Raw genomic sequence first — 13,936 nt, 5'->3', positions numbered from 1 at the left:
CATCATTCGGCGCGGCGCGGCTCGAACACGAACGGTTGCGTGAGCAGGAACGGATTCGCGGTGGCGCCGGTCTGCGCGCAGGTCGCATGCGTCATCGCGTCGACGGCCGCGCGGTCGGCCGCCGCGTTGCGGCTGCTCGTCGTCACGGTGACGTTCTGCGCTTCGCCCGAGGTCGTCATCAGCGCGCGCACGAGTGCGGTGACCGGACGCGTAAGCGGCTTCGCGCCATCTGGATAGACGGCGCGCGGAATGTGGCAGGTCAGCTTGCTTTCCTGCGATGACGAAAGCATCGCGCAGCCGGAAAACAGCACGGCGACGGCAGGCAGGATCAGGATGGTCGAGCGAAGGGCCATGGTCGAATATCGTTCTTCAGTACTGTTCCGGACGAACGCCACGCCGGCGGACCTCGCCCGGCCGTATCGCATGCGTCGCCCTGCGCCGCAGCCATCGGACCGGCGCCCCGTTACGGCCGCGCGACCGTTGGTTGCAGCGGTCGCGATCCTGCTTGGCGGGTTCCCGGATAGCCGGGGACTGCGTTCGCGTCGATGAGCCGCACCGGGCGGTCACGCTCGCGATCGCTTTCGCGCATTGTGCACGCGCCGCCCCGCACGTGGCGGCGATTTGACAATGGTTGACGCGAATCACGCCGATTTCGGCCGGCATCCATTCTCTGCGGGAAGCAATCGCCGCCCCGTCACGGGCTGCCACCGCTCCCCTGCCTCACGGCAATCCGACCCGCGCCGGGATTCCCCGCCCGGCGCCGACCGGCTTCACTCCGAATCGTCGTCCGAGTCGTCGTCCGCGTCGGCCGGGACCTCACCGTACTTCGCGACGAGCTCAGCCTTGAACGCCTTCAGCGCCGGTTGCTGGTCGCACAGCTTGTACAGCGACGCCAACTGCTGCGGCCAGTCCTTCAGCTCCTTCGCGAATACCTGCAGGCGCGCGACCGTATCGAGCGCGTCGGCTTCGCGACCGGCCAGCGCCTGCAGCGCCGCATAGCGGCGCAGCACCGTCTCGCCGGGCAGCAGCGCGACCGCGCGTTCGTGCGCGGCAAGCTTGAGCGGCAGGTTGTCCGGCGAAATCGTCAGCAGCGTGGCCGCCCCGTAATCGCCCCATGCGCCGAACAGCAGCGACGGCGCATCGCGGTATTGCGCGGCCGGATCGCTACCGTAATACAGCACTTCCGCGCGCTGGTAGTCGCGCAGCACCGGCACCGCAGCCAGCACGCCGCCGACCGACAGCACCGCGAACAGCCCGAACGCCGCGCGCCCCGGGAGGATGCGCAGCGATTTCACTTCGAGCAGGCCGATCACAAACATCGCCGGCAGCAGGAAGAACATGTACTGCTGCGGATACTCGACGAGTGCGTGCATCAGCAGGATGCCGATCAGCGCGAGGCCGAACACGCGCGTGCTCGACTGCGGCGCGCGCACCGCGCGCACGAACCACGTCACGAGCGCGACGACGAGCACGCCCAGGCCGGCGAGACCGGACTTCGCGAGCAGGTCAATGAAAATGTCGTGCGAGTTGTTCGCGATCTCGACGCCGCCGAGCGTGCGCACCAGCGCGAACTGGTGCGACGGGAATTCGCCCCAGCCGACGCCGAGCAGTGGGTGCTCGCGGAACATCGCAAGCCCGTACTTCCACAGCGCGAGGCGCGGCGCGATCTGCCCGGCGTCGCGCATCCGGTCGGCCGCCGACTCGGCGAGCCCCAGATGGAAGTGCACGTTGGCCCAGCGCACCGCGACGTTCACCGCGACGAAAGCCACTGCGAGTACGACCGGCAGCAGCCACGCGCGCCGGTTGCCCGGTGCGCGGCGCGACTCGAGCCATGCCATCCAGAAGCCCGCGACGACCATCACCGCGACCTGCAGCCACGGCCCGCGCGACACCGTCAGCGCGAGCCCGGCCGACAGCACGATCGACAGTGCGAGCCACGCCCATACCGCGAGCCGGCGCGTCTGCACCAGGTACAGCGCGCCCGCGAGCGCGAACGCGATGTAGGTCGCCAGGTGGTTCGCCTGCGCCATGTTGCCGTACGGACGGCGATCGACCGCGATGTTGTACATGACGACGAACGGCGACACTGTCGACTCGAGGTGGAACAACTGCACGACCTGGCTGGCAACCGCGAGCATCCCGCCGAGGAGCAGCGCGCCGGCCATCATTGGCGCGGTGGCTTCGGCAAGCCCCTCGCGCGCGAGCGCATAGCCGGCCTGCATCGCGACCAGCGCGGCGGCCAGATAACCGACCGCCAGCCAGTTCATCGACGGCACCTTCAGCGGCATCAGCGCAACCTGCGCGATCAGCACCGCCGCGAAGCCGAGCGGCGCGACGAACGCGGCCGGCGCAGCAAACGGCTGGGCCGGGCGGCCAGTGCGCGCGAGCAGGACGACGGAGAGCCCCACCAGCAGATACAGCACCAGCGCGGAGAACTCGGAATAGAAGGTCGGGATCGGGTACGTGTGATTCGTGATCGAGTACGGCACGATCAGGGCGACAGCCAGTGCAACGAGCGGCAACGAACGGGAAAAAGTAGAAGGCATGAGCGAACCGGATGTCAGCAACCGGCGCACTATACAAAACTTTCCCCCCTCTGTGCGGGCCCGTCGCGCCGTCACACGATGACGCGCGACCGGCGCGGCCGGCTGGAGCGGCCGGCGCCCTGCCCTGCACGCGGCCCCGCACCGGCCAGAACGCGGCCGACACTACGCGCGGCACTCCGCCGGCGCATATTTCGCGGGCAACGTCGCGGCCTCGACCGGCAACGGGCCCGCGCCCGGCGCCGGCAGTGACGACGCGTCCTTGCCGGCGGCAAAGCATTCCCACGCGATCCCGCCGGCCTGCATCGCGCCCTTTTTTAGCGGCACGCGGGCCGTGGGCGTGTCGGCCTTGTCCGGTGCGGACGGCACCAGGACCAGCGTATTTGCGCCGGCCGCGGCGACGCGGGCGCTGAACGCCACCGTGATCTCGCCGGTGTCGGCGTCGATGAGCACGGATTCGACGTTGCGGGTGGCGGCCGGCGGGCTGTAGCCGCCGTCGAGGCCGGCGCCGCTCGCGGCGTTGTCCGCGACCGCAAGCCTGGCGGACGACGCGAGCGCGAGCCCCTCGCCGACACGCGAACGCGCGAGGTAGTCCTGATACGCGGGAATCGCATAGGCGGCGATCACGCCGACGATCGCGAGCACGATCATCAGCTCGATCAGCGTGAAGCCGGCCAGCCGCCAGCGCGGCACCGGCCGGCGCGTGCGCCGCAGATCGGCGGCAATGCGGCGGAACAGGGAAACGGAAAAAGCTTCGAACATGACTGGCTCCGGAAACGAAAAACGCCTGCCGAACGAGGCAGGCGTTTCGATCGTAGCCAGCGGGCCGCGAACCCGGCAGTCAGCCGGATGGCCAACTTCAATGCGCTTGCGGGGCGCCGCGGCGGCGCCGGAGCGCGTAACCGGCCGCCACGACGAACAGCGCGCCGGCGATGCTCGCGCCGTAGATCGCGGCCGGCGTATCGAGGACCGGCCAGCGATCGCCGACCGGGTCGTGCACCATCAGCCCGCCGGCGATCCAGCCGAGCAGCCCGGCGCCCAACGCGACGACGATCGGAAAGCGATCGAGCAGCTTCAGCACCAGCGTGCTGCCCCACACGATGATCGGCACGCTGACGACGAGCCCGAAGATCACGAGCGCAAGCCGGTGCGACGGTTCGGCCTGCTCGGCCGCGCCGGCGATCGCGATCACGTTGTCGAGGCTCATCACCGCGTCGGCGATCACGATCGTCTTCACGGCGTCCCACAGCCGGTCGGCCGGCTTCACGTTGTCATGCGCGTCGGCGTCCGGCGCCATCAGCTTGATGCCGATCCACAGCAGCAGCAGGCCGCCGCCGAATTTCAGGAACGGCACGTCGAGCAGCACGACCGCGAACGAGATCAGCGCGACACGCAGCAGGATCGCGCCGGCCGTGCCCCACACGACGCCGCGCAGCCGCTGGTTGGCCGGCAGGTTGCGGCACGCGAGCGCGATCACGACCGCGTTGTCGCCGCCGAGCAGGATATCGATGATGACGATCTGGAACACGGCGCCCCAGTGCAGCGACGTCAGGAATTCAAGCATGAGTGGTATCAGGTGCGGGGCAACGACTGTCGGACAGGCGACCCGGTTCATCGCCGGCACATGCATCGCGCATGCCCGGGCCTTACAAATTCATTGCGCGAGCATAACAAAAAACGCCGGCAAAGCCGGCGTTTTCTGCAGGACGAAACCAGACGGAATTTACAGCGCCTTCTTCAGCAGGCGACCCATTTCCGACGGGTTGCGCGTGACGGTGATGCCGCACGCTTCCATGATTTCCAGCTTCGCTTCGGCCGTATCCGCACCGCCCGAGATCAGCGCGCCGGCGTGGCCCATGCGCTTGCCCGGGGGCGCCGTGACGCCCGCGATGAAGCCGACGACCGGCTTCTTCATGTTGTCCTTGATCCACTCGGCGGCGTTGGCTTCGTCCGGACCGCCGATTTCGCCGATCATCACGACCGCATCCGTATCCGGATCGTCGTTGAACATCTTCATCACGTCGATGTGCTTCAGACCGTTGATCGGGTCGCCGCCGATACCGACTGCCGACGACTGGCCGAGGCCCAGTGCCGTCAGCTGTGCAACGGCTTCATACGTCAGCGTGCCCGAACGCGACACGACGCCGATACGGCCCTTGCGGTGGATGTGACCCGGCATGATGCCGATCTTCAGCTCGTCCGGCGTGATCGTGCCCGGGCAGTTCGGCCCGAGCAGCAGCGTCTTGCGGCCTTCGCGACGCATGCGGTCCTTCACTTCGATCATGTCGCGGACGGGGATGCCTTCCGTGATGCAGATCGCGAGATCCAGATCGGCTTCGACCGCTTCCCAAATCGCAGCCGCTGCGCCTGCCGGCGGAACGTAGATGACCGACACGGTTGCGCCGGTTTCTGCCTTCGCTTCCTTGACGCTCGCGTAGATCGGAATGCCTTCGAAATCTTCGCCGGCCTTCTTCGGGTTCACGCCCGCGACGAATGCTTCGCGACCGTTTGCATATTCACGGCAGGCGCGCGTGTGGAACTGACCGGTTTTGCCGGTAATGCCCTGCGTGATGACCTTCGTGTCCTTGTTGATCAGAATCGACATGTATTTTGACCTCTGTTCGATTGGCGTCGCGTGCAAGCCGCGCCGCCATGCGTGTTCAATAGCGCGCTTACTTGCCTGCGGCAGCCGCGACGACCTTCTGCGCAGCTTCTTCCATGCTGTCAGCGGAGATGATCGGCAGGCCCGAATCGGCCAGCATCTTCTTGCCGAGGTCCTCGTTCGTGCCCTTCATGCGCACGACGAGCGGCACGTTCAGGTTCACGGCCTTCGAACCGGCGATCACGCCTTCCGCGATCACGTCGCAGCGCATGATGCCGCCGAAGATGTTCACGAGGATCGCCTTCAGGTCCGGGTTCTTCAGCATCAGCTTGAACGCTTCGGTGACCTTCTCGGTCGTCGCGCCACCGCCGACGTCCAGGAAGTTCGCCGGCTCGCCGCCGAACAGCTTGATCGTGTCCATCGTCGCCATCGCGAGGCCTGCGCCGTTCACGAGACAGCCGATGTTGCCGTCGAGCGAGATGTACGCGAGGTCGAACTTCGACGCTTCGATTTCAGCCGGATCTTCTTCGTCCAGATCGCGGTACGCGACGATTTCCGGGTGGCGGAACAGCGCGTTCGAGTCGAAGTTGAACTTCGCGTCGAGTGCGATGACCTTGCCGTCGCCGGCGACGTTCAGCGGGTTGATTTCAGCCAGCGATGCGTCGGTTTCCCAGAATGCCTTGTACAGGCCTTGCAGGATCGCGCGTGCTTGCGGAATCGAAGCAGCCGGCACGCCGATCTTCGCGGCGAGGTCGTCAGCTTGCGCGTCGAGCAGGCCCGTCGACGGCTCGACGATGACCTTGTGGATCAGTTCCGGGTGCTTTTCCGCAACTTCCTCGATGTCCATGCCGCCTTCGCTCGAACCCATCAGAACGATCTTCTGCGTCACGCGATCGACGACGAGGCTGACATACAGTTCCTGCTTGATGTCGGCGCCTTCTTCGACCATCAGACGGTTGACCTTCTGGCCTTCCGGGCCGGTCTGGTGCGTGACGAGCTGCATGCCGAGGATCTGGTTCGCGTATTCGCGAACCTGCTCGATCGACTTCGCCACCTTCACGCCGCCGCCCTTGCCACGGCCACCCGCGTGAATCTGAGCCTTCACGACCCACACCGGGCCGCCCAGCTCTTCTGCCACCTTGACGGCCTCGTCAACCGAGAACGCCGGCTTGCCGCGCGGTACCGCGACTCCGAATTTCCGCAGGATTTCCTTACCCTGGTACTCGTGAATCTTCATGCGTGATTCCCTTCAGTCTGAGAGTTGGATGAAAAGTCGCTTAAGACGCTTCTTCGAATGATTTCCGTTCATTCCTTCGTGCTGCCGTCACCGGGCAGATCCGGCCGAAGCGGGCCATACCACTGCGGGTAGTACTGCCGCACGACCTCGCCGTCGAACCGCAACGCCTGGCAGCGGCCAAGCTGGAAAGGCGGTTCGGCGTGCACGGCGTCATGGTCCGGCCCTTCGCCACCCTCCTCGCGCACGTTCCACACATCACCGGCGAACGCCTGGATCGCTGCCGTCGGCAGCACGGCGCACAGTTCGGTGAGATGGGAACAGCCTGCGACGCCGGCGAGCAGCCGGTTCGCGTTGCGGCGGAAATTGCGGAAGAGATTGAGCCCGATGAGGGCCCGATAGGCAGGAGGGGCGGCTTGACAGTGACCGGGATAGGGAACCCATTCCGAAGACGCTTCGGCGTCGACGACATTGAGGTCACGATCGATAGTCACGCGCAGCCAGAGTTCGTGGATCGGCAGGCCTTGGGGCCGGATGCCCGACGCAAGTGCGACATCGCGCGGCTTGTGGTCGGTCAGGCAGGCTTCGATGTCCCACAAGCCGTCGCCGCGCTCGTAGGCTTCCGCTCGGATTGCGCGTCGATGTCGCAACTGACGGGGCACGGGCTCGGATAGCGGCATGCTGGAGGTTGAGGCCGAAGAGGAAAACCCGTGGATTTTAGCATATTGGGTATTTGAGGCATTCGGCCGCGACGGCGGGTATTCCCGCCTGTCCGGAAACGGTTGCATTGCAGCAAAATCGCGCGCAGCGCGCGCGACCGAGCCGCTCAGTCGTCGATCGGGAAATCGTCGCCGACCTTCAGCAACTTCACGATGGTCGCGCTCGAGAAGCCGCGCGCAGCAAGGAAGCGCGCCTGCTTCGCGCGCTCGGCGGGCGTTTGCGGCAGTGCACCGAATTTTTTGCGCCAGACCGCCTGCGCGCGTGTCAACTCGGTCTCGCGCAATTGTGCATTCACTTCCTCGACGAGACCGTCGCCGACCGCATGGCGCTTCAGCTCGCTGACGATGCGCGCGACCCCGACGCGCGATGCGCGGCGATGCACGAGGCTCTCGGCAAAGCGTGCGTCGGACAGCCAGCCGTCCTGTTCCAGCGCATCGAGCACCGGCTCGACGGATTCGTCTTCGCCGACGTAAGGCGCGAGCTTGCGCGCGAGTTCCGCGCGGCTGTATTCACGCCTGGACAGATAACCGAGCGCGCGGCCCTTCAATGAACGTGGCGGTTTCGACGACTTGCGCTCGGTGGCGCCGGACTCGCCGCCGGAAGCAGCGCTGGCGGAACCGCCGGACGCACGGCGCGTGCGACGCGGATGCTGGCTGCTGCGCGTGTATACATCTTCCTTGACCGGCGCCGCCGCATCGGCTGCGCGATCGCCGGGGAAGCTGACACCGGACACGCGACGACGTGACCGGTCATGCGCGTCGAACGATTCGTCGTCATCGAACGGATCGGCCGGCGCGGCAATCTCAAACGAAACGAGGGCATCGTCGGATGCCCTCGTCGCGGTGCGGTTCACGGCCTGACTGCCCGCGCCCCGCCGGTTGGCACCCGAGGATTCGGCTCGCCGGCCGGAGCGACCCGCCGTTTCAGGCGCGTCGCTCGGTTCCGGTTCGCCAGCCTGACCTCGGCGCCCGACCATCACTCTTCTTCGTCCATCGCCTCGGCTTCGTTGCCTGCGCCATCCGGCATTGCGACGACACCGAGCGATTCGCGGATGCGGTTCTCGATCTCGCGAGCGATTTCCGGATTCTCGCGCAGGAACTCACGCGCGTTGTCCTTGCCCTGGCCGATCTTCTCGCCGTTGTAGCTGTACCAGGCGCCTGCCTTGTCGACGATCTTCGCCTGCACGCCGAGATCGATGATCTCGCCCTGACGCGAAATGCCTTCGCCATACAGGATGTCGAAGATCGCTTCGCGGAACGGCGGCGACACCTTGTTCTTGACGACCTTCACGCGGGTTTCGTTGCCGATCACCTCGTCGTTCTTCTTGATCGAGCCGATCCGGCGGATATCGAGACGCACCGACGCATAGAATTTCAGTGCGTTGCCGCCCGTCGTGGTTTCCGGATTGCCGAACATCACACCGATCTTCATCCGGATCTGGTTGATGAAGATCACGAGGCAGTTCGTGCGCTTGATCGTACCCGTCAGCTTGCGCAGCGCCTGCGACATCAGGCGAGCCTGCAGGCCCGGCAGCGAATCGCCCATCTCGCCTTCGATTTCGGCCTTCGGCACGAGCGCCGCGACCGAGTCGATGACGATCATGTCGATCGAGCCCGAGCGCACCAGCGCGTCGGTGATTTCGAGCGCCTGCTCGCCGGTGTCCGGCTGCGAGATCAGCAGCTCCGGCACGTTCACGCCGAGCTTCGACGCGTATTGGACGTCGAGCGCGTGCTCGGCGTCGATGAAGGCTGCCGTGCCGCCGATCTTCTGCAGTTCGGCGATGACCTGCAGCGTGAGCGTGGTTTTACCCGACGATTCCGGACCGTAGATCTCGACCACCCGGCCGCGCGGCAGGCCGCCGACGCCAAGCGCGATATCGAGACCCAGCGAGCCCGTGGAGACGACCTGGATGTCCTCGGCCGCTTCGCCGTCGCCCATCCGCATGATCGACCCTTTGCCGAACTGCTTTTCGATCTGCGCGAGTGCGGCCGCCAGCGCCTTGCTCTTCTCGGCGGTCATCCCGGAGCCCTTCTTGCTATCTTCCATGAATCGTCCTTTGCTATGATGAGCAGCGTCTGTTAGAGGCGCGCCCGCTTTCAAGCGCCGCCCACGAATGCAGACACTGTATAAAAAAACAGTGTTTTATGCAAGCCCGCAATGCGGGCTGCGTTGTACACGAATAACTTCGGAGACAGCCGCGCCGGCGTGAACGCCCCGCCGGCCACCGGTCAGCAACATGCGAATTCTCATCGCCGAAGACGACAGCATACTCGCGGACGGCCTCACCCGGTCACTCCGCCAATCGGGCTATGCGGTCGACCACGTGAAGAGCGGCGTCGAGGCCGATACCGCGCTGTCGATGCAGTCCTTCGACCTGCTGATCCTCGATCTCGGGCTGCCCAAAATGTCCGGGCTCGAGGTGCTGAAGCGCCTGCGCGCGCGCAATTCCAATCTCCCCGTGCTGATCCTGACCGCCGCCGACAGCGTCGACGAACGCGTGAAGGGGCTCGACCTCGGCGCGGACGACTACATGGCCAAGCCGTTCGCGCTCAACGAGCTCGAGGCGCGCGTGCGCGCGCTGACCCGGCGCGGCGCGGGCGGCGGCCCGACCGTCGTGCGCCACGGTTCGCTCGCGTTCGATCAGGTCGGCCGCATCGCGTATGCGAACGAGCGCGTGCTCGACCTGTCTGCGCGCGAGCTCGGCCTGCTCGAAGTGCTGCTGCAGCGCATCGGCCGGCTCGTGTCGAAGGAGCAGCTCGTCGACCATCTGTGCGAATGGGGCGAGGAAGTCAGCAACAACGCGATCGAAGTGTACGTGCACCGGCTGCGCAAGAAGATCGAGCCGAGCGGCGTACGGATCTCCACCGTGCGCGGCCTCGGCTACTGCCTCGAGAAAGTCGCGCCCGCGGCGCCGGCCGACACGGCGGCGCCCCAGCCCGCGGCGGCCGGCACGCCGCTGCGCTGACACCGGCCGTCGCCGCGATGGCCACGCCGGCCCATTCCCGCCATCCGACCGGCGAGCAGCCGTCCGCCGCCGACGCCGCGCGCGACGCGCGCTACGAGAACCCGTTCGCGCCGCCCGACGAAACCGACACACCCGAGGCCGCGCGCCCGCGCTCGCTGTTCGGCGAGATCCTCGACTGGATGCTCGCGCCGCTCCTGCTGCTGTGGCCGATGAGCATCGCCGTCACCTATCTCGTCGCGAAGACGATCGCGAACGGGCCGTTCGATCGCGCGCTCGAGACCAACGCGTACGTGCTCGCGCGGCAGATCCATCCGGTCAACGGCGTCGCCGAGCTGACGCTGCCGCAGCAGACGCGCGACTTCCTGCGCGCGGACAACGTCGACAGCGTGTACTTCCAGGTGCTCGGCGCGCGCGGCGAGCTGGTCGCGGGCGAGGCCGACATGCCGCTGCCGCGCGACGAGGATCGCCCGCCGCCGGGCGTCGTCGTGTTCCGCGACGACCTGCTGCGCGGCAACGACGTGCGCGTCGCGTATACAACTGTCGCGCTGCCGGAATCGAGCGGCACGCAGCCTGTGCTCGTGCAGGTCGGCGAGACGCTCGACAAGCGCAACGCGCTCGCGAACGACATCATCAAGGGCGTGATCCTGCCGCAATTCGTGATCCTGCCGCTCGCGATCCTGCTGGTCTGGTTCGGGCTGTCGCGCGGGCTCGCGCCGCTCAACGCGCTGCAGGCGCACATCCGCGCGCGGCGGCCCGACGACCTGTCGCCCGTCGAGGCGCAGCGGGCGCCACCCGAGATCGAGCCGCTCGTCACGTCGTTCAACGACCTGCTCGCGCGCCTCGAACAGAACATGGCGCTGCAAAAGCGCTTCATCGCCGACGCCGCGCACCAGATGAAGACGCCGCTCGCGGGCCTGCGCACGCAGGCCGAGTTCGCGCTGCGCCACCCCGTGCCGCCCGACGTGCAGCGCTCGCTCGAGCAGATCGCGACCAGCTCCGAGCAGGCCGCGCGGCTCGTCACGCAGTTGCTCGCGCTCGCGCGCGCCGAGAACCGCGCGAGCGGGCTGACGTTCGAGCCGGTCGAGATCGCCGCGCTGGCGCGGCGCACGGTGCGCGACTGGGTGCAGGCCGCGCTCGCGAAGCGGATGGACCTCGGTTACGAAGGCCCGCCGGACGAGGACGACGCACCGCTCGACGTCGACGGCAACCCGGTGATGCTGCGCGAGATGCTCGGCAACCTGGTCGACAACGCGATCCGCTACACGCCCGCAGGCGGCCGCATCACCGTGCGCGTGCGGGCCGAGCGCGCGGCGCAGCGCGTGCATCTCGAGGTCGAGGACACCGGGCCGGGGATCCCCGCCGCCGAGCGCGACCGCGTCGTCGAGCGCTTCTACCGGATCCTCGGTCGCGAAGGCGACGGCAGCGGCCTGGGGCTCGCGATCGTGCGCGAGATCGCCGCGCAGCACGGCGGCACGCTGACGCTCGACGATCACGTCTACCAGCGCACGCCGCGCCTCGCGGGCACGCTCGTGCGCATCAGCCTGCCGCTATCGGACACGCCCCCCGCGCAATCCTGACGCACGCACCGCGCCCATCCGGCGCCGCGATCGCATCGAAACCGGCGTTTTACCGCCCGTTTGCGACACGATCGGGACGCGAAGCGGCCGATTCGCCGCGGGTTAACGCGCAGTCGTTTTGTGCGCGCGAGTCAGTGCGCCGTAAGTTTCCGTGCCAATAATCGTCGACAGGCCCGCCCACCCAAGGCGGCCGCATATCTATATCAAGGGACTTGGAGACGATTCATGGCAACGTTAGGCGGGCAAATTTCGCACTCGCCGATGACGGGCGAAGAGAAGAAGGTGATCTTCGCGTCGTCGCTCGGCACCGTGTTCGAGTGGTACGACTTTTACCTGGCCGGGTCACTCGCGGCCTACATCAGCAAGAGCTTCTTCTCCGGGGTCAATCCGACCGCCGCGTTCATCTTCACACTGCTCGGCTTCGCAGCCGGCTTCGCCGTGCGACCGTTCGGCGCGATCGTGTTCGGCCGGCTCGGCGACCTCGTCGGCCGCAAGCACACGTTCCTCGTGACGATCGTAATCATGGGCATCTCGACGTTCGTGGTCGGCTTCCTGCCCGGCTACACGTCGATCGGCATCGCAGCGCCCGTGATCTTCATCGCAATGCGGCTCCTGCAGGGCCTCGCGCTCGGCGGCGAGTACGGCGGCGCGGCGACCTACGTCGCCGAGCACGCACCGGCGAACCGGCGCGGCTTCTACACCGCGTGGATCCAGACCACCGCCACACTCGGCCTGTTCCTGTCGCTGCTCGTGATCCTCGGCGTGCGCACGTTCATCGGCGAAGAAGCGTTCGGCAGCTGGGGCTGGCGCGTGCCGTTCGTCGCGTCGATCCTGCTGCTCGCGGTGTCGGTGTGGATCCGGATGCAGCTGAACGAATCGCCGGTGTTCCTGCGCATCAAGGCGGAAGGCAAGACGTCGAAGGCGCCGCTGACCGAAGCGTTCGGCCAGTGGAAAAACCTGAAGATCGTGATCCTCGCGCTCGTCGGCCTGACCGCCGGCCAGGCCGTCGTGTGGTACACGGGCCAGTTCTACGCGCTGTTCTTCCTCACGCAGACGCTGAAGGTCGACGGTGCCAGCGCAAACATCCTGATCGCGATCGCCCTGCTGATCGGCACGCCGTTCTTCCTGTTCTTCGGCTCACTGTCGGACCGGATCGGCCGCAAGCCGATCATCCTCGCCGGCTGCCTGATCGCGGCGCTCACCTACTTCCCGCTGTTCAAGGCGCTCACGCACTACGCGAACCCGCAGCTCGAGCTCGCGACGCAGAAGGCACCGATCTCGGTCGTCGCCGATCCGGCCACCTGCTCGTTCCAGTTCAACCCGGTGGGCACGTCGAAGTTCACGAGCTCGTGCGACATCGTGAAGAGCGCGCTCGCGAAGGCCGGCCTGAACTACGAGAACGTCGCGGCACCGGCCGGCTCGACCGCCGAGATCAAGGTGGGCGACACGGTGATCGCGGCCTATGACGGCAAGGCGGCCGATGCGAAGGCGCAGGGCGCGGCGTTCGACAAGACGCTCGCGTCGACGCTGAAGGCTGCCGGCTATCCGGCCAAGGCCGACCCGACGCAGCTCAACTGGCCGATGACGATCGTGATCCTGACGATCCTCGTGATCTACGTGACGATGGTCTATGGCCCGATCGCCGCAATGCTGGTCGAGATGTTCCCGACGCGGATCCGCTACACGTCGATGTCGCTGCCGTATCACATCGGCAACGGCTGGTTCGGCGGCTTCTTGCCGGCAACCGCGTTCGCGATCGTCGCGGCGAAGGGCGATATCTACTCGGGGCTCTGGTATCCGATCGTGATCGCGCTGGCCACGTTCGTGATCGGTCTGCTGTTCGTCAAGGAGACGAAGGACTCGAACATCTACGCGCAGGATTGAGGCCGGGCGGCGGGCGGAAACCCGCCCGCAACCCGGGCCGGCATGGGCCGCCGGCAACTTTTTTCAGGAAAGATGGAAAAAGGTGTTGACAGCCCGACTGCATATCTACATAATTCAATTCTTCGGCGAATTAGCTCAGTCGGTTAGAGCGACGGAATCATAATCCGCAGGTCCGGGGTTCGAATCCCTGATTCGCCACCAAATGCGAAAGCCCGGTAGATCTTCGATCTACCGGGCTTTTTCAGTTGGGCTCAGCGGGGTGTCCGCCGCGAGCCCACTTCTTTTTCCCGCCCCTCCGCGCACCGTCCTCAACGCAGATTGCACGTCACGCCGTGCCGCACGCGAGCCGTCCCAGATAGTCCTGCACGAAAATGCATCGCGATGCGCCCCGAGCGCGCGCCGCGCTCGATC

Annotated in this window: 12 protein-coding genes and 1 tRNA gene; 4 read left to right on the top strand and 9 right to left on the bottom strand. The window is 66.6% G+C overall.

Features of this window, described 5'->3' with window-relative positions:
- Window positions 1-2: 2 nt before the first annotated feature.
- From GEM_RS03935 to recA, 9 genes are all read right to left on the bottom strand, one after another.
- The gene (locus GEM_RS03935; RefSeq protein ID WP_014896156.1) at window positions 3-353 is read right to left on the bottom strand and encodes a TonB family protein; all 351 of its coding nucleotides are present in this window, start codon (window positions 351-353) and stop codon (window positions 3-5) included.
- A gap of 417 nt (window positions 354-770) precedes the next feature.
- Window positions 771-2,546, bottom strand: coding sequence for a PglL family O-oligosaccharyltransferase (locus GEM_RS03930; protein WP_014896155.1), 1,776 nt, complete (start codon window positions 2,544-2,546; stop codon window positions 771-773).
- Between the two features lie 162 nt (window positions 2,547-2,708).
- Entirely contained in the window at window positions 2,709-3,305 is a 597-nt protein-coding gene (locus GEM_RS03925) for a pilin (RefSeq protein WP_014896154.1), read from the bottom strand.
- A 97-nt stretch (window positions 3,306-3,402) separates the two neighbouring features.
- Window positions 3,403-4,107: a TerC family protein gene (locus tag GEM_RS03920; protein WP_014896153.1), complete on the bottom strand. Its 705-nt coding sequence runs from the start codon at window positions 4,105-4,107 to the stop codon at window positions 3,403-3,405.
- Window positions 4,108-4,266: 159 nt separating this feature from the next.
- Window positions 4,267-5,148 carry a succinate--CoA ligase subunit alpha gene (gene sucD, locus GEM_RS03915; RefSeq protein ID WP_006477916.1) on the bottom strand — a complete coding sequence of 294 codons (882 nt, stop codon included), beginning with the start codon at window positions 5,146-5,148 and terminating at the stop codon, window positions 4,267-4,269.
- A 67-nt stretch (window positions 5,149-5,215) separates the two neighbouring features.
- Window positions 5,216-6,382: an ADP-forming succinate--CoA ligase subunit beta gene (sucC, locus tag GEM_RS03910; protein WP_014896152.1), complete on the bottom strand. Its 1,167-nt coding sequence runs from the start codon at window positions 6,380-6,382 to the stop codon at window positions 5,216-5,218.
- 68 nt (window positions 6,383-6,450) lie between these two features.
- Window positions 6,451-7,059 carry a DUF2889 domain-containing protein gene (locus GEM_RS03905; protein ID WP_014896151.1) on the bottom strand — a complete coding sequence of 203 codons (609 nt, stop codon included), beginning with the start codon at window positions 7,057-7,059 and terminating at the stop codon, window positions 6,451-6,453.
- Window positions 7,060-7,205: 146 nt separating this feature from the next.
- Window positions 7,206-8,075: a recombination regulator RecX gene (gene recX / locus GEM_RS03900; RefSeq protein ID WP_014896150.1), complete on the bottom strand. Its 870-nt coding sequence runs from the start codon at window positions 8,073-8,075 to the stop codon at window positions 7,206-7,208.
- Window positions 8,075-9,145 (bottom strand): recombinase RecA, encoded by a 1,071-nt coding sequence (gene recA / locus GEM_RS03895; protein WP_014896149.1) that lies wholly within the window; start codon window positions 9,143-9,145, stop codon window positions 8,075-8,077. Before recA ends, recX begins: the two co-directional genes overlap by 1 nt.
- Window positions 9,146-9,335: 190 nt before the next feature.
- On the opposite strand from recA, the gene GEM_RS03890 reads away from it, so the two are divergent.
- From GEM_RS03890 to GEM_RS03875, 4 genes are all read left to right on the top strand, one after another.
- Complete coding sequence (locus tag GEM_RS03890; RefSeq protein WP_014896148.1) at window positions 9,336-10,064, top strand: response regulator transcription factor; 729 nt, start codon at window positions 9,336-9,338, stop codon at window positions 10,062-10,064.
- 17 nt (window positions 10,065-10,081) lie between these two features.
- Window positions 10,082-11,641: a sensor histidine kinase gene (locus GEM_RS03885; protein ID WP_014896147.1), complete on the top strand. Its 1,560-nt coding sequence runs from the start codon at window positions 10,082-10,084 to the stop codon at window positions 11,639-11,641.
- A gap of 225 nt (window positions 11,642-11,866) precedes the next feature.
- A complete protein-coding gene (locus tag GEM_RS03880; RefSeq protein WP_014896146.1) occupies window positions 11,867-13,525 on the top strand; it encodes an MFS transporter in 1,659 nt (552 codons plus the stop codon).
- A gap of 124 nt (window positions 13,526-13,649) precedes the next feature.
- Window positions 13,650-13,726: transfer RNA gene (locus tag GEM_RS03875), tRNA-Met, on the top strand.
- The last annotated feature ends 210 nt before the right edge of the window (window positions 13,727-13,936 follow it).

It is taken from the genome of Burkholderia cepacia GG4, assembly GCF_000292915.1.
Classification (GTDB): Bacteria; Pseudomonadota; Gammaproteobacteria; order Burkholderiales; family Burkholderiaceae; genus Burkholderia; species Burkholderia cepacia_D.
Note: the sequence above shows the minus strand (reverse complement) of the source record. Positions and strands in the feature narration are given on the sequence as shown.